Source organism: Streptomyces sp. NPDC047049 (genome assembly GCF_040643995.1).
Taxonomy (GTDB): domain Bacteria; phylum Actinomycetota; class Actinomycetes; order Streptomycetales; family Streptomycetaceae; genus Streptomyces; species Streptomyces mooreae.
On record NZ_JBEYVM010000001.1, the window covers coordinates 1 to 15,936 of the forward strand.

Here is a 15,936-nt window from a genome sequence, read left to right on the forward strand (position 1 = left end):
CGGAGGGGCCTGGTGTGTGGACGTAAAGCGAAGCAGTCCACACACCAGGCCCCGGAGGCCCGTCACCGCACCCACAGCCCCGCGCAGCGGACCCGGCCCGCCGCCAGGCGCAACGGCGGGAAAGCCAAAAAACGGGCCGAGGCAAAGCGCAGCGAAACGGCGAGAAGCAACCACGGCGCCGCAGACAAAAACGTGGGATCAAACAGCGCTACGCGCTGGCACACGCTCCGCCGTGGACTCGGCCGGCTTGGCCGGCCCACCGCGCAGCGGAACCTCCTTGAGGAACCATGCCGCCACAAAGCCGACGACGCTGATCGCCGCGCCCCAGAGGAAGACGTGGTGCGTACCGGAGGCCACCGCATGCGCGTAGGCGTCCTTGATCGCCGGGGGGAGCTGGGCCAGCCCCTTCGGGTCCATCTGGGCGCCGCCGCTGGTCATCTTCTCGCCGGCCTTGCCGATCCGCTCGACCATCGTCGTCTGCACCTGGTGGGTGAAGATCGCACCGAAGATCGCGACGCCGAAGGAGCCGCCGATCGTGCGGAAGAGGGTGGCCGAGGACGAGCCGACGCCCATGTCCTTCATCTCGACGCTGTTCTGCGCGATCAGCATCGTGGTCTGCATCAGGAAGCCCATACCGGCGCCGAGCACGACCATGTAGAGGCTGGAGGTGAAGCGGGTCGTTCCGACGCCCATCAGGGACAGCAGCACCAGGCCCACGATGAGCAGCCCGCTGCCGCCGACCACGAAGATCTTGTACTTGCCGGTCTGTGTGGTGACCCGGCCCGCGATCAGCGAGACGACCAGCAGCCCGCCCATCAGCGGCAGCAGCAGCAGACCGGAGTTGGTGGCCGAGGCGCCCTGCACGGTCTGCTGGAACAGCGGCAGGAAGGTCATCGACCCGAACATCACGAAGCCGACCAGGAAGCCGATGAGCGTGATCAGCGAGAAGTTGCCGTTGCGGAAGATGTGCAGCGGCAGCACCGGCTCGTTGACCCTGCGCTCCACCACCAGGAAGAGGGCGAGCGCGACCACGCCGAGGATGCCGAGGCCGATGATCTGGCCGGACAGCCAGTCGTACTCGGTGCCGCCCCAGGTGGTGATCAGCACCAGCGAGGTGATGCCGAGGGTGAGCAGCGCGGCGCCGACGTAGTCGATCCGGGTCTGCGACCGCTTCTTCGGCAGATGCAGCACCGCGGTCACCATGACCAGCGCGATCGCACCGAGCGGCAGGTTGATGTAGAAGCTCCAGCGCCAGCCGAGGTGGTCGGTGATGCTGCCGCCGACCAGCGGTCCGCCGACCATGGCGACGGCCATGACGCCGGCCATCATGCCCTGGTACTTGCCGCGCTCCCGCGGCGGAATCAGATCGCCGATGATCGCCATGACGCCGACCATCAGACCGCCCGCGCCCAGGCCCTGCACGGCGCGGAAGCCGATCAGCTGCCCCATGTCCTGCGCCATGCCGGACAGCGCGGAGCCGATCAGGAAGAGCACGATGGACGACAGGAAGACGCCCTTGCGTCCGTACATGTCGCCGAGCTTGCCCCAGATCGGCGTCGAGGCCGCGGTGGCGAGCGTGTAGGCGGTGACGACCCAGGACAGGTGGTCCATCCCGCCCAGTTCACCGACGATGGTCGGCATCGCGGTGCCGACGATCATGTTGTCCAGCATCGCGAGCAGCATCGCGATCATCAGTGCGAAGAGCACCATCCGTACACCGGCGGGCTTCTTGCCCGAGCCGGTCACCGGCACCGCGTCCGGTCTCCCCGACCGGTCCGCCGTCCGTCCGTCCCCCGTCGGGGTCGCATGTTGCGACTTCCCCATCACTCACTCCTACTTACTTGCCGCCCGGCTAGTTCAGTACAGTGAGGAAGGTAGGCGGCCAACTAGCCGGGCGTCAAGTAAGTTTCTTTGGCGCCCCCTGGGGCAGCCCTCTGACCAGTACCGACGACGCAGGAGAGCACCATGAGCACACAGGCGCGCAAGGGAAACACCCGCCAGCGCATCCAGGACGTCGCTCTGGAGCTGTTCTCCGAACAGGGCTACGACAAGACGTCGCTGCGCGAGATCGCCGAAAAGCTGGAGGTCACGAAGGCGGCGCTGTACTACCACTTCAAGACCAAGGAAGACATCGTCATCAGCCTGTTCCAGGACCTGGGCAGGCCCATCGACGAGCTGATCGCCTGGGCCGAGGAGCAGCCGCGCACCCTGGAGACCAAGCAGGAGCTGATCCGCCGCTACAGCGAGTCGCTGCGCTCGGGCGAGCCCCTTTTCCGGTTCATGCAGGAGAACCAGGCGACGGTGCGCGATCTGAGCATCGGCGAGACGTTCAAATCGCGCATGCTGACCCTCTTCGGCCTCCTCAAGGAGCCCGAATCGGAGCTGGCGGATCAGGTGCGCTGCATCACGGCGCTGTTCTCCATGCATGCGGGCATGTTCGCGATGCAGCACGTGGAGGGCGACCCCGAGGAGAAGCGCAAGGCCATCCTCGAGGTCGCCACAGAACTGGTCACGGCGGCAAACCCGCCGAACCGCCGGCCAGCCCGGCCGGACTCAGCTCAGACGGCGTCGCCGTGAGCCCGCAGGAATCCGGTCGGCTCGATGCCCGTCCCGTAGTTGGGACCGGTGCGGACCTCGAAGTGCAGGTGGGGACCGGTGGAGTTACCCGTGCTGCCGGACAGGCCGATCTGCTGGCCGGCACCGACCTGCTGGCCGACCCGGACCTGTATCTGTGACAGGTGCGCGTACTGGGTGTACGTACCGTTGTCGTGCTGGATCACGATGGCGTTGCCGTAGGCCGGGCCGTCGCCGCCACCCCAGGGGCCGGCCTTGATGACGGTGCCCTTGTGGACGGCCTTGACCGCGGTACCGGTCGGCACGACGAAGTCCTGACCACTGTGCTTGTGCGACCAGTGGCTGCCGGCGATACCGAAGGGCTCGCCCAGGGTGTAGTTGTCGACCGGCTTGACCCAGGCATCGACCGCCTTGGCGGCGTCCTGCTTGGCCTTGACGGCGGCGGCCTTCGCGGCGGCCGCGGACTTCGCCTGCGCGTCGGCCTGCGCGGCCACGGCCGAACCGACACCCGAGGTGAGGTTCTGCAGACCCGCGTCGGCGGCGGTCGCAATACCGGCACCCAGTGCGGCGGTAACACCGACACCGGCGGCGACAACGGCGACGCGATTGCGCACGGCGAACTTCTTCGAATTGCGGAGAGCGGCAAACTTGGACATGCGGGTTTTCCTCCAGCGAATTGATGGGTTACCCGGCTGCGGACCGGGATCGCCATTCCTTGGTAACCCGCCTTCGCCGCCCCGCCAAGGGGCCTTTCTACTAACCCGGCCCGTATCAGGAGCCGAGTGAACGGGGCCCTTGCGCACCCTCCCGAGCTCCGCACGAAAACCCCAAATTCGGACATACTGCAGTGCCTGGTGAGGCCGTTGCACACCCCTTGAACAGGCATTTTTGCCATATGTCGCACGGGCGGTGCGCACTTCACCCCCTCCACCCCCCGCGCCCCTCTCCCCTCGGGGCTCCCGCCCCCGTTTCTCCGCCGCGCGCTTCCCCTAATTCTTTTAGTAGGCCTCAATTCGGCTGTGTGCCATGTCACCGATAACCAAGATCCAACCCATTTTCGCGCCCCCGCCGGACCCCCGATTCACCCCCTGGAACCCTTACGAACCGCGCCACCCGGCCCTTTGTGACGCCGGTTACCCGGAATGTGTGACCCGGGTAACCCGGCCTTTGTGACCCGGATTACCCGCCCTTTGTGACCCGGGTTACGCGACGCGAGTGACCTGGATTACCCACATCCGCCAAATGTCCGAATTGAAGGGAAATGGAGTGCCGATTTCCGTGACCGCCGCCACACCGCTCCCCCTTCGTGCGAACCTGGCCGATCCGCACCCACCACCCCTCCGGCCGCTCTAGCCTGGCCCGACCGCAGCACCGGCCACGGGGGAGGGCGGACCCACGATGGACCCGTCAGCAGTGGGCATCCGACTCGCCTCCGGCGTGGTCGCCCCGCTCGTCAAGAAGCTCTTCGTCAAGGAGGGGCCCGGCGCCGGCCTGGTGGACGGGCCGGTACGGATATCCCGGCTGGTCACCTTCACCGGCGAGAAGCGAACCCTCACCGACAAGGACCTGCACAAACTCGCGAGCGAACTGGTGGGCCGGGCCGTACGGGCCGCCGGCCCCGGCGAGCGCCCACTGCCCGCGGACGAGGAGCCGGCCGTGGCCGATGCCCTGGCCGCCACCCTGCGCGGCCTCGGCGCTCTCGACATGGACGACGTACAGGCCGTCCACCTGGGAGCCGGCGGACTCGCCGGACGACTGAAGGCGGCCCGCCCCGATGCCGTCCGCGGCCTGTCCCGGGACGCCGAGCTGCTGCACGACACCCTGCTCGACATCGCCTGCCTGCACATCGTGCACTTCTTCACCCAGCGGTCCGCCTTCGTGGCCCGCACCCTCGTCCAGCAGAGCCGGAACCTGGACATCCTGATCACCGCGATGGATACCGTCCTCGCGCGCCACCCCTCCCCGCAGGCCGCCGACACCGCCTTCGAGCGCGGCTACCTCGCCTATCTGGCCCGCAAACACGGCCGGCTGACCATCTACGGCATCGATCTCGCCCATTCCCCGGACCGCTGGCCCCTGGACGCGGCGTATCTGAGCCTGGCGGCCACCGCCCCGGCCGCCCCCGGCCTGCCCGCCGCCGGCCCCTTCGGCGACGAGGGCGGCCCGCCGTCCGGGCCGTCCGCGCCCGTTCCCGTCCCGGCCGACCAGGCCCTGGCCGGCCGGGACCGGGTGCTGCTGCGCGGTGTCGCCGGATCCGGCAAGAGCACCCTCGTCCAGTGGCTCGCCGTCTCCTGCACCAAGCCCCCCGGCGAGACGGCCCTCCCCCACCTCTACGGCCGGGTTCCCTTTGTCCTCCCGCTGCGCACCCTCACCCGCGACGGGGCGCCCCTGCCCACCCCCGACCGCTTCCTCGCCGCCGTCGGCTGCCCCGTGTCCGGCTCGCAGCCCGACGGCTGGGCCGACCGCGTACTGGCCGGCGGGCGGGCGCTCCTCCTGGTCGACGGCCTGGACGAGATCCCCGAGCGGGAGCGCGAGCTGACCCGCCGCTGGCTGCGCGATCTGGCCGACGCCTTCCCGGACAACCTGTGGCTGGTCACCTCCCGCCCCTCCGCCGTGCGCGACGACTGGCTCGCCGCCGACGGCTTCGGCGAGCTCACGCTCTCCGCCATGAGCCGCACCGAGGTCGCCGCCTTCATCGGCCGCTGGCACGCCGCGGCCCGCTGTGACGCCGAGGACCCCGAACGCCTCGACGCCTACGAGCAGTCCCTCCTCACCGCCGTCCACACCACACAGGACCTCGCCCGGCTCGCCACCAACCCCCTCATGTGCGGCCTGATCTGCGCCCTGCACCGGGACCGCCGCGGCTATCTGCCCACCGGCCGCAAGGAGCTCTACGACGCCGCCCTGGGCATGCTGCTCTCCCGCCGCGACCGGGAGCGCGATATGGCCGCCCCCACGGGCATCGAGCTGAGCGACGAGCCGCAGATCCAGCTCCTCCAGCGGCTCGCGTACTGGCTCATCCGCAACGGCCGCAACGAACTCGACCGCGAACGGGCCGAGCGCATCATCGGCGAGGCCCTGCCCGCCGTGCCCTCGGCCGCGCAGCAGGGCGGCGCGACGGCCATTTTCCGCCATCTCCTGCTGCGCAGCGGCCTGCTCCGCGAACCGGCCCCCGGCTCGGCCGATTTCGTCCACCGGACCTTCCAGGACTACCTCGGCGCCAAGGCCGCCGTGGAGGACGGCGATTTCGGGCTGCTGGTGGCCCAGGCGGAGGACTCCCAGTGGGAGGACGTGATCCGGATGGCGGTGGCCCATGCCCGGCCGCGCGAACGGGCGGAGATCCTGCGGGGGTTGCTCGCCCGCGGGGACGGCATCGGGGGCGACGCCGCCCGCCTGCGCGTCCATCTTCTCGCCATGGCGTGCCTGGAACACGCCACGGAGCTCGATCCCCGGGTGCGCGAGGAGGTGAACGAGCGGGCGCGGGCGATCCTGCCGCCCCGGTCCCATGAGGAGGCCACGCTCCTGGCCGGGGTGGGTCACCTCGCTCTGGAACTGCTGCCGGGGCCGGAGGGGCTGGAGGACGACGAGGCGCAGGAGGTGATCGCCACCGCCGCACTCGTCGGATCGGACGCGGCGATGGAGGTGATCAGGCGGTTCCGCCAGCACCCCGCCATCGGTGTCCGGCATCAACTGTCCCATTCCTGGCACGCGTTCGACACCGAGCGATATATGGAGGAGATCATTCGGCAGCTCGACCCCGCGACGATCTTCTCGGTCGTCGACGCCGCCGAACTCCGTGCCCTGAAGACCCTGGGAGGACGACCGTGCATCGAGGCGGTCGGCCCGTTCACCTCCCGTGAACTCCTCGACTCCCTGCACCCCCACCAGATCACCCACCTGACACTGACCGACAACGACAAGATCGGCAGCCTGGACTTCCTCACGGAGTTCCCCGCCCTGCGCTCCCTGACGCTGGTGGACTGCCCCGGGGTCGGCAGCCTCGCCCCACTCGCCGGAGCGCCGTTGACCACGCTCACGGTCACGGAACGGGACCGCGTCGGAGTGCACTGTCCGGACGGACTGCACCTCCTGAAGCACCTCCGCCACCTGAGCCTCCTTGTCCCCCTCCCCCCGACGGGGCTGCGGGCGCTTCCGACGGATGCCCCGCTGGACTCGCTGTTGCTCGGCTACCCGGTCGAGACCGGGTTCTCCGCGCTGCGCCACTGGCAGCAGCTCAGCACAGTGCAGCTGCGAAGCCTCACCGGAGCCTTCACCGACGACGCCTGGGACGCGCTGGCACACCTGCCCCGCCTGCAGGAGTTCGCGTTCGGCAGGGCGGCCGGAGAGACCGCCCTGCGGATCCCAGCGGACCTCCGGCTGCCGCAGGTGACGACGCTGAGCGTCATTAACGCCGCGCACGGCCCGCTCGCCGACCTGAGCCGTTCCGTGGCCGCCGCCCTCCCGGCGTTCCCCGCCCTCCGCACACTCCAGCTCTACGGGCTCACCGGCGGCACCATCGCGCTGCCGCCGCTGACCGGCCTGCCCGAGCTACGGGAGGTCTTGCTCTCCTACCTGCGCGCCGAGCCCGCCCCCGAACTCCCGCCGCACGTCGAACTCACCCGCTACCCCCGCCCCCGCGCATAGGCCGGGGCTCTCCGCCTTTCCGGATCGGGACTCACTGCGCACCAGCCACCGTCGTATTCCAGCGGTGCGGAGTGTTCCCGTGGGAATACGCGTCGTGCGGATGTGCAGCTCGTAAGGGGCGGGTGTCGGCGGCCTTGTCCAGAAACGGCTGAAAATGACCTAGCAATTACGGAGCTGAATTTATCCGCCACATACTGCGTCGCTTACGGCACGGCATACGGCGTCACATACGGCGCTGCCCCGGAACCGTAAGAAACGATTCCGGGGCAGTGCCGTATGCGGATATCCGCGGTGCCGGTCAGGCGTCCTTGCTCAGGTTCGGTCCCGAACCGCCGGTCGCGGACTCGATCGGCGGGGCGTCGGGCAGGGCCGACTTCTCCTCGCCGCGGAAGGTGAACTTGGCGGTGTCACCCTCGCCCTCGGTGTCGACGACCACGATGTGGCCCGGACGCAGCTCGCTGAAGAGGATCTTCTCCGAGAGGGCGTCCTCGATCTCGCGCTGGATCGTGCGGCGCAGCGGACGGGCGCCGAGCACCGGGTCGTACCCGCGCTTGGCCAGCAGCGACTTTGCCTCGCCGCTGAGCTCGATGCCCATGTCGCGGTCCTTCAGCCGCTCGTCCACCTTGGCGATCATGAGGTCGACGATCTGGATGATGTCGTCCTCGGTCAGCTGGTGGAAGACGACGGTGTCGTCGACACGGTTGAGGAACTCGGGGCGGAAGTGCTGCTTGAGCTCTTCGTTGACCTTGTTCTTCATCCGCTCGTAGCTGGACTTGGTGTCGCCCTGGGCCGCGAAGCCGAGGTTGAAGCCCTTGGAGATGTCCCGGGTGCCGAGGTTGGTCGTCATGATGATGACCGTGTTCTTGAAGTCCACGACCCGGCCCTGGGAGTCGGTCAGGCGACCGTCCTCCAGGATCTGCAGCAGCGAGTTGAAGATGTCCGGGTGGGCCTTCTCGACCTCGTCGAAGAGCACCACGGAGAACGGCTTGCGGCGCACCTTCTCGGTGAGCTGACCGCCCTCTTCGTAGCCGACGTAGCCGGGAGGCGAACCGAACAGCCGCGAGACGGTGTGCTTCTCGCTGAACTCCGACATGTCGAGGGAGATCAGCGCGTCCTCGTCGCCGAACAGGAACTCCGCCAGCGTCTTGGACAGCTCCGTCTTACCCACACCGGACGGACCGGCGAAGATGAACGAGCCACCGGGACGCTTGGGGTCCTTCAGGCCGGCACGGGTACGGCGGATGGCCTGGGAGAGCGCCTTGATGGCGTCCTTCTGGCCGATGACGCGCTTGTGCAGCTCGTCTTCCATCCGCAGCAGCCGGGAGGACTCCTCCTCGGTGAGCTTGAAGACCGGGATGCCGGTGGCCGTCGCCAGGACCTCGGCGATCAGCTCCTCGTCCACCTCGGCGACGACGTCCATGTCGCCGGCCTTCCACTCCTTCTCCCGCTTCGCCTTCGCGGCCAGGAGCTGCTTCTCCTTGTCGCGCAGACCCGCGGCCATCTCGAAGTCCTGCGAGTCGATCGCGGACTCCTTCTCCCGGCGCACATCGGCGATCTTCTCGTCGAATTCGCGCAGGTCCGGCGGCGCGGTCATCCGGCGGATCCGCATCCGGGAGCCGGCCTCGTCGATCAGGTCGATCGCCTTGTCCGGCAGGAAGCGGTCGGAGATGTAGCGGTCGGCGAGGGTGGCCGCCGCGACCAGCGCGGAGTCCGTGATGGACACGCGGTGGTGCGCTTCGTAGCGGTCCCGCAGACCCTTGAGGATCTCGATGGTGTGCGGCAGCGACGGCTCCGCGACCTGGATCGGCTGGAAGCGGCGCTCCAGGGCCGCGTCCTTCTCCAGGTGCTTGCGGTACTCGTCGAGCGTGGTGGCACCGATGGTCTGCAGCTCGCCTCGCGCCAGCATGGGCTTGAGGATGCTCGCGGCGTCGATCGCGCCCTCGGCGGCGCCCGCACCCACCAGGGTGTGGAGCTCGTCGATGAACAGGATGATGTCGCCGCGGGTGCGGATCTCCTTGAGCACCTTCTTCAGGCGCTCCTCGAAGTCACCGCGGTAGCGGGAGCCGGCGACCAGGGCACCGAGGTCGAGGGTGTAGAGGTGCTTGTCCTTGAGGGTTTCGGGCACCTCGCCCTTGACGATGGCCTGTGCCAGGCCCTCGACGACCGCCGTCTTGCCGACGCCGGGCTCGCCGATGAGGACCGGGTTGTTCTTGGTACGGCGGGACAGGACCTGCATGACCCGCTCGATTTCCTTCTCGCGCCCGATGACCGGGTCGAGCTTGGTCTCGCGAGCGGCCTGCGTCAGGTTGCGGCCGAACTGGTCCAGGACGAGGGAGGTCGAGGGAGTGCCCTCGGCGGGGCCGCCGGCCGTGGCGGCTTCCTTGCCCTGGTAGCCGGACAGCAGCTGGATGACCTGCTGCCGCACGCGGTTGAGATCGGCGCCCAGCTTCACCAGGACCTGGGCGGCGACGCCCTCGCCCTCGCGGATCAGGCCGAGCAGGATGTGCTCCGTACCGATGTAGTTGTGGCCGAGCTGGAGGGCCTCGCGGAGCGAGAGCTCCAGGACCTTCTTGGCACGGGGGGTGAAGGGGATGTGCCCGGACGGGGCCTGCTGGCCCTGACCGATGATCTCCTCCACCTGCTGGCGGACCGCCTCGAGCGAAATCCCGAGGCTCTCCAGGGCCTTAGCGGCGACACCCTCACCCTCATGGATCAGGCCCAGGAGGATGTGCTCGGTGCCGATGTAGTTGTGGTTGAGCATCCGGGCTTCTTCCTGAGCCAGGACGACAACCCGCCGCGCACGGTCGGTGAACCTCTCGAACATCGTTAATCGCTCCTCAGAGCGGTCAGGCAGTTAGGGGTCGGTCCCCTCCCTGTCCTTCCGCATGCTAGTCCCGCGGGGCGGGACAGCTCATTCCAACTGCCGACACCCGTCCGGATCACCCCCGCTCCGGCGGGGAAATTTACTGCCGAACAGCTGACATCTGCTCCAACTCGATGGTGCGAGACGATGTTCCCGCAGGCCAGGCATATACGCCCTCTGCCACTACGCCCGTGGCGAACGCGCCCTGTACCGACACGCCGTCCGCCGCCAGCCGTCAGCCGGGGAGAAGCGCCTCGGGCGCCGGTCACACCGTCTCTTCCCACTGAGACTGTCTTACCCGCAGGCACGGACACTCCATGCGGCGCGGGGCCCTTCCATCCGCTACGGGCGAACATCCGCACGCCACCGGATACCCCCTCACGCCCCCTCACCCGGGCACGTTGCGTATCCGCACCTCCACCCAGCGTAACTTCCCGGGGTTCCGGGAGTTGCACCGGGCATGGCTCGCGTGCTTCCGCGCCCCCGCGCTCCCCTCGCCCCCCGTGCCTCGGTGCGCCGCCGGTACGAGGACGAGCTGGGCTGGCCGACCACCGGCACGGAGCCGGTGGAACTGCTGACGGGGCTGCGCTTCGATGTCCTGGAGATGCCGGCCGATGCGGGAAGTGCGGTATTGCGGCGGCTGCCGCTCACCGGCCCCGTGGCGCTCCTGCGGACCCGATGCGGCGGGAAACAACCGGGTGATCGGCCGAAATTGCTCATGCTCATCGCGGCCGGTGGCGCGGAAGAACTTCCGGGAATCCTGGAATGGCTGGAGTGGGGCACACTCGCAGCGGATCTCACGACCCGGGGGACCGGCGACCGGATGCCCGCGCCGGCGTTCCCGGGCGGCACGGCACCGTCATACGGATTCGGCTCTTGGGAGGCCGCGACTTGGGTGCGGCCTCCCCAGCCCGGGTACGAGGCGGAGAATTCCCTGCCCACCACGGGGTCGGGAGCAGGAATCGGGGACGTCGGGGACGCCCCCGACCTCGTACGGCTCGTGAGCGCAGCAGCGACCGAGTGCCACCGTGCCCGGTTGTGGCGTGCTCGTAATGCCCAATCGGACCGCGAGTGCGGCGATCAGCCGTTGGCCTTCTCGAATGCCTCGCGAATGTCGGCGGGGACGCGGCCACGGTCATTGACGTTGTAGCCGTTCTCCTTGGCCCAGGCGCGGATCTTCGCAGTGTCCTGGCCGCCGCCGGAAGCCGCCGCACGCGACTTGCCACGACCCGAAGAAGCGCGGCCACCGGTACGGCGGCCCGCCTTCACGAAGTCGGCAAGCGAGTCGCGCAGCTTCTGCGCGTTGCTGTCGGAGAGGTCGATCTCGTAGGACTTGCCGTCGAGAGCGAACGTCACGGTCTCGTCCGCCTCGCCACCGTTGAGGTCATCGACAAGAAGAACCTGAACCTTCTGTGCCACCGGTTTCCCTTTCATCGAATGCGGATTACGACGGAAAGCAAACCGCTTTTCCGGGAAAAACACAAACCCTTGGGTAGGGTTCACTTGCCCGCAGACCGGGGAACGCATGCTTCCGTAGCCATGAGATAGGGGAGCGATTCGGACATAGAACACTCATCACAGGTGCAGAAGCATCCGACTGTTACCCAGGGTGTTGGGCTTCACTCGTTCGAGACCCAGGAACTCCGCAACGCCCTCGTCATAGGAACGCAGCAGCTCGCTGTAGACATCACCGTCTACCGGAGCTTCGCCGATCTCCACGAAGCCGTGCTTGGTGAAGAAGTCGACTTCGAAGGTGAGACAGAAAATGCGCCGCACTCCGAGCCAGCTCGCCGTGCGCAGCAGCTTGTCCAGCACTTGGTGACCGACGCCCGATCCCTTCATCCTCGGATCCACGGCCAGGGTGCGGACCTCCGCGAGGTCTTCCCACATGACGTGGAGCGCTCCGCAGCCCACGACCTCGGCGTCTTCGTCGCGCTCCGCCACCCAGAACTCCTGGATGTCCTCGTAAAGCGTGACGGTGGCTTTGTCGAGCAGGATCCCGTCGCGTGAGTAGGCGTCGATGAGGCGGCGTACGGCCGGTACATCGGCGGTCCTGGCACGTCGGACGGTGAGGCCTTTTGAATGCGGAGGCATGCCGGGACGCTATCGCCCGTTGCCGGTGGCACTCGCCCCGGGTTCATCCCCTTCGGCCGGTCCGGCTCCGCCGGCGCCTTCCGGTGCCGCTTGCGCTCCTTGTGCTCCGGCTTCTTGTGCTCCGGCTTCTTCCGCGGGCGCGGTCCCTTGCGGCTGCGGTGTCCGTTGTTCCGTGCCTTCCGCCGGTGCGTCGACTTGCACCATCCGTACGGCATCGCGCAGGGCATGCCGCTGTTCCGGGGACATCATGCCGAAGAAGGCCACAAGAGCAGCTGCGGGGTTGTCGCTGGCGGACCATGCTTCGTTCATCAGTGCGGCCGCGTAGGCGGCGCGGGTGGAGACCGCCTCATATCGATAAGCGCGGCCTTCGGCTTCGCGGCGCACCCAGCCCTTCTGGTGGAGGTTGTCCAATACGGTCATGACCGTGGTGTAGGCGATCGACCGTTCCTTCTGCAGATCTTCCAGGACTTCTCGAACGGTGACCGGGCGGTTCCACTCCCAGACCCGCGTCATGACCGCGTCTTCCAGATCTCCCAAGCGTCTCGGCACACAAGAACAATAGTGGGAGATGTCGCGAATGCCCGTTGATCTTGTTGCGTTTGGAGCGGAAAAGGGGGCACGGCCCGGGAGAATCCCTCCCGGGCCGTGCGGTGCGTGCGGGCCGCCGAACGGGCGGCGGGCGGCTCAGGCGCCGTGCGCCGTGGGCTCCTGGCCGGCGGACTCGGCGCGGGCCAGCACGGCGTCCGCGGCGGCGTCCTCCTTGGCCTTGTTCGCCCCGCCCTGGCTCTTGACGATCGTCACGATCAGGGCGGTGAAGGCCACGGCCATCACTACGGGCGGGAGCAGCGCTGCGACGTAATCCATGGCTTTCGGCCTCCTTTGGGGCGGGGAGTCCAGAGTACGCAGCCCTCAGGCGGTGCGGCTCTCGGGGGGCCGGGCGGGCCTGCGGCGGGGCGGGAACACCTCGCCCGGCGTGGGGATCGGCCGGTCCCGCCGCGGAGCCTTGGGCCGCGGCGAGGGCGCGGGCTCCGGTTTGCGCTCCGGCTCGGGCTCCCGCTCGGGCTCCGGCTCCGGCTCCCGCCCGCCGCGCACTGCCGGCCGGCCGCCCGGCAGTGCGCGGAGCCGGGTCCGCACGGACTGTTCGGCCAGTTGCTCGCAGTGCCGCAGGAGGGCGCCGCGGCGTTCCCGCTCGGCCGGGCCGGCAGGCCGTGCCCGCAGCGAGCGCAGGGCGGCGAGGTCGTCGGGACCGGGGACATGGCCGGCTGCCAGCGCCTCGGTCAGCTGCGCGAGGTAGCCGGCGGCCGAGCCGGGCAGGGCTCCGCGGTACCGGGCGAGATCGGCGAGCAGGAAGGCACGCAGCCGGCCGCCTTCGCGGACCGCCTCGTCGACCGCCTCGGCCAGCCGGAGATATTCCTGGATGTCCTGTGACCACTCGGGGCCGAGGGCGCCGAGCGGAGCGGGGTGGGACGTCGTCTGCAGGGCATGGGCGAGGGCGCGACGGAGCACACGCAACTCATCGGCGCTGAACGCCATGCCGCCGCGGGTTCCGTTTGGCATTGGCATGTGGCGACTTTACGACCGTTTTCGACAAAAGCCGCTTAATTCGTGAACGGTGGCGCGGCAGCGAGCCGCACCACCGCGCACCCGGCGCCGGGAGGGGCGCGCGGACCGGGCCGGGCGCGCCCACATCCGGGCCGGGCGCGGCTACGACCGGGCGATGTTCCGCTCGTAGACCAGCCGCAGGCCGATGAGGGTGAGCCACGGCTCGTGCGCGTCGATCACCGACGACTCGCCGAGCACCATCGGCGCCAGCCCGCCGGTGGCGATCACGGTCACCTCGTCCGGGTCCTCGGCCAGCTCGCGCGCCATCCGCTGCACCACACCGTCGACCTGGCCCGTGAAGCCGTAGAGGATGCCGGACTGCATGGCCTCCACGGTGTTCTTGCCGATGACGCTGCGCGGCCGGGCGAGTTCGATCTTGCGGAGCTGGGCGCCCTTGACGCCCAGCGCGTCCACGGAGATCTCGATGCCCGGCGCGATCACGCCGCCGACGTACTCGCCGCGCGCGCTGACCGCGTCGAACGTGGTGGCCGTGCCGAAGTCGACGACCACCGCCGGGCCGCCGTAGAGCTCGACGGCCGCCAGGGCGTTGATGATCCGGTCGGCGCCGACCTCCTTCGGGTTGTCCATCAGGATCGGCACGCCCGTCTTGACGCCCGGCTCCACCAGGACGGCGGGTACGTCGCCGTAGTAGCGGCGGGTCACCTCGCGCAGCTCGTGCAGCACGGAGGGGACCGTGGAGCAGATCGAGATGCCCTCGATACCGTCGCCCAGGTCGTCGCCGAGCAGCGGGTGCATGCCCATCAGGCCCTGGAGGAGGACGGCGAGCTCGTCGGCGGTGCGCCGGGCGTCGGTGGAGATCCGCCAGTGCTCGACGATCTCCTCGCCGTCGAAGAGGCCGAGCACGGTGTGGGTGTTTCCTACGTCGATGGTCAGGAGCATGCTCCGCACCGCCTCCGGTTCACGTCATGCACGAAGGGCTCGCCCGGGGTGGCGGGTGGGGCGACGGGTGGGCGGGTGTTTCCTACGTCGATGGTCAGGAGCATGGCCGTCAGCTGCCCTCACGCGCGTCGTCGTCCGCGTCCTTGCCACCCTGCCCGTCGTCCTCGCGCAGGTCGAGGCCGATGTCGAGGACCGGGGAGGAGTGCGTGAGCGCACCCACCGCGAGGTAGTCGACGCCGGTCTCGGCGTAGGTGCGGGCGTTGCCCAGGGTCAGCCGGCCCGACGACTCCAGCATGGCGCGCCCGGCCACCAGCTCCACGGCCTCGCGGGTCTGCTCCGGGGTGAAGTTGTCCAGCAGGATCAGATCGGCGCCCTCGGCGAGGATCGGCGGGATCTGGTCGATCCGGTCGACCTCCACCTCGATCGGCACGCCGGGGAACTCGGACCGTACGGCCGTGAACGCCGCGGCGACGCCGCCCGCCGCGACCACGTGGTTGTCCTTGATCAGCGCCGCGTCCGACAGCGACATCCGGTGGTTGACGCCGCCGCCGCAGCGCACCGCGAACTTCTCCAGGGCGCGCAGCCCCGGCGTCGTCTTACGGGTGTCGCGGACCTTGGTCTTCGTCCCGTCGAGCGCGTCGGCCCAGGCCCGGGTGGCGGTCGCGATGCCCGACAGGCGGCACAGGATGTTCAGCGCGCTGCGCTCGGCGGTGAGCAGGTCGCGGGTGCGGGTGGTGACGCTCAGCAGCGGGGTGCCGGCCGCGACCCGGTCGCCGTCCTCGACGTGCCGCTCGACCGCGAACTCGTCGGTGCACACGATGGACAGCACCGCCTCGGCGATCCGCAGCCCGGCGACCGTACCGGCCTCACGGGCCGTGAAGTCGCCGGTGGCGACCGCGTCCTCGGGGACGGTGGCCACGGTCGTGACGTCCACGCCCTGGTCGAGGTCCTCCTCGACGGCGAGGTGCGCGATGTCCTCGACCTGTACGGGGTCGAGCCCGGCGGCCACCAGGAGGGCGGCCAGGTCGGGGTCGAGGCCGCAGGTCAGCGGGTCGAGCTCGTACGCGCCCTCGTCGCCGCCGCAGCCGCAGGCGTCACCGCAGCCGCCGGCCGAGGCGCCGCCGTCGGGCCCGCCGATCTGGAGGAGGGGGAGGTCGTCGCGGGTGCTGCTCACGGGCTGGGCTCCGTCTTCGTGGAAAGTCATCGGTGAATCGGCGGGATCGGTGGATCGGCGGAATCAGTGGGATCGATGGTTCGGT

The 15,936-nt window shown here is 69.2% G+C and carries 13 protein-coding genes; 3 read left to right on the forward strand and 10 right to left on the reverse strand.

Translation table 11 applies throughout. From position 1 onward, the window contains the following. Positions 1-198: 198 nt before the first annotated feature. Positions 199-1,710 (reverse strand): MDR family MFS transporter, encoded by a 1,512-nt coding sequence (locus ABZ851_RS00005; protein ID WP_361121722.1) that lies wholly within the window; start codon positions 1,708-1,710, stop codon positions 199-201. Positions 1,711-1,965: 255 nt separating this feature from the next. Between ABZ851_RS00005 and ABZ851_RS00010 the strand changes: the two genes are divergently transcribed. After that, complete coding sequence (locus ABZ851_RS00010) at positions 1,966-2,577, forward strand: helix-turn-helix domain-containing protein (protein ID WP_361119872.1); 612 nt, start codon at positions 1,966-1,968, stop codon at positions 2,575-2,577. Here ABZ851_RS00010 and ABZ851_RS00015 read toward each other — a convergent pair. Then, positions 2,559-3,230 carry a M23 family metallopeptidase gene (locus ABZ851_RS00015; protein WP_361119875.1) on the reverse strand — a complete coding sequence of 224 codons (672 nt, stop codon included), beginning with the start codon at positions 3,228-3,230 and terminating at the stop codon, positions 2,559-2,561. The genes ABZ851_RS00010 and ABZ851_RS00015 overlap by 19 nt on opposite strands. Positions 3,231-3,972: 742 nt before the next feature. Here ABZ851_RS00015 and ABZ851_RS00020 point away from each other — a divergent pair. Then, entirely contained in the window at positions 3,973-7,218 is a 3,246-nt protein-coding gene (locus tag ABZ851_RS00020) for an NACHT domain-containing protein (protein WP_361119878.1), read from the forward strand. Between the two features lie 298 nt (positions 7,219-7,516). Here the strand turns inward: ABZ851_RS00020 and ABZ851_RS00025 are convergent, their stop codons facing one another. Then, positions 7,517-10,042: an ATP-dependent Clp protease ATP-binding subunit gene (locus ABZ851_RS00025; protein WP_336054368.1), complete on the reverse strand. Its 2,526-nt coding sequence runs from the start codon at positions 10,040-10,042 to the stop codon at positions 7,517-7,519. A 499-nt stretch (positions 10,043-10,541) separates the two neighbouring features. Between ABZ851_RS00025 and ABZ851_RS00030 the strand changes: the two genes are divergently transcribed. Then, complete coding sequence (locus ABZ851_RS00030; RefSeq protein WP_361119881.1) at positions 10,542-11,231, forward strand: SCO3374 family protein; 690 nt, start codon at positions 10,542-10,544, stop codon at positions 11,229-11,231. Here the strand turns inward: ABZ851_RS00030 and ABZ851_RS00035 are convergent. The 7 genes from ABZ851_RS00035 to nadC form a co-directional block, all read right to left on the reverse strand. After that, positions 11,162-11,500, reverse strand: a complete 339-nt coding sequence (locus tag ABZ851_RS00035; RefSeq protein ID WP_088799209.1) for an Lsr2 family protein — start codon at positions 11,498-11,500, stop codon at positions 11,162-11,164. The two genes, ABZ851_RS00030 and ABZ851_RS00035, sit on opposite strands and share 70 nt — an antisense overlap. A 156-nt stretch (positions 11,501-11,656) precedes the next feature. Next, on the reverse strand, positions 11,657-12,175 hold the full coding sequence (locus ABZ851_RS00040) for an amino-acid N-acetyltransferase (protein ID WP_088799208.1): 519 nt from the start codon (positions 12,173-12,175) through the stop codon (positions 11,657-11,659). A gap of 9 nt (positions 12,176-12,184) precedes the next feature. Continuing rightward, positions 12,185-12,724: a BlaI/MecI/CopY family transcriptional regulator gene (locus ABZ851_RS00045; protein WP_361119884.1), complete on the reverse strand. Its 540-nt coding sequence runs from the start codon at positions 12,722-12,724 to the stop codon at positions 12,185-12,187. A 135-nt stretch (positions 12,725-12,859) separates the two neighbouring features. Next, positions 12,860-13,039 (reverse strand): hypothetical protein, encoded by a 180-nt coding sequence (locus ABZ851_RS00050; protein WP_129294912.1) that lies wholly within the window; start codon positions 13,037-13,039, stop codon positions 12,860-12,862. Between the two features lie 45 nt (positions 13,040-13,084). Further along, complete coding sequence (locus tag ABZ851_RS00055; protein ID WP_361121725.1) at positions 13,085-13,708, reverse strand: hypothetical protein; 624 nt, start codon at positions 13,706-13,708, stop codon at positions 13,085-13,087. A 171-nt stretch (positions 13,709-13,879) separates the two neighbouring features. Beyond that, positions 13,880-14,677, reverse strand: a complete 798-nt coding sequence (locus tag ABZ851_RS00060) for a type III pantothenate kinase (RefSeq protein WP_030081646.1) — start codon at positions 14,675-14,677, stop codon at positions 13,880-13,882. 109 nt (positions 14,678-14,786) lie between these two features. Further along, positions 14,787-15,851 (reverse strand): carboxylating nicotinate-nucleotide diphosphorylase, encoded by a 1,065-nt coding sequence (gene nadC / locus ABZ851_RS00065; RefSeq protein WP_361119889.1) that lies wholly within the window; start codon positions 15,849-15,851, stop codon positions 14,787-14,789. Positions 15,852-15,936: the final 85 nt, after the last annotated feature.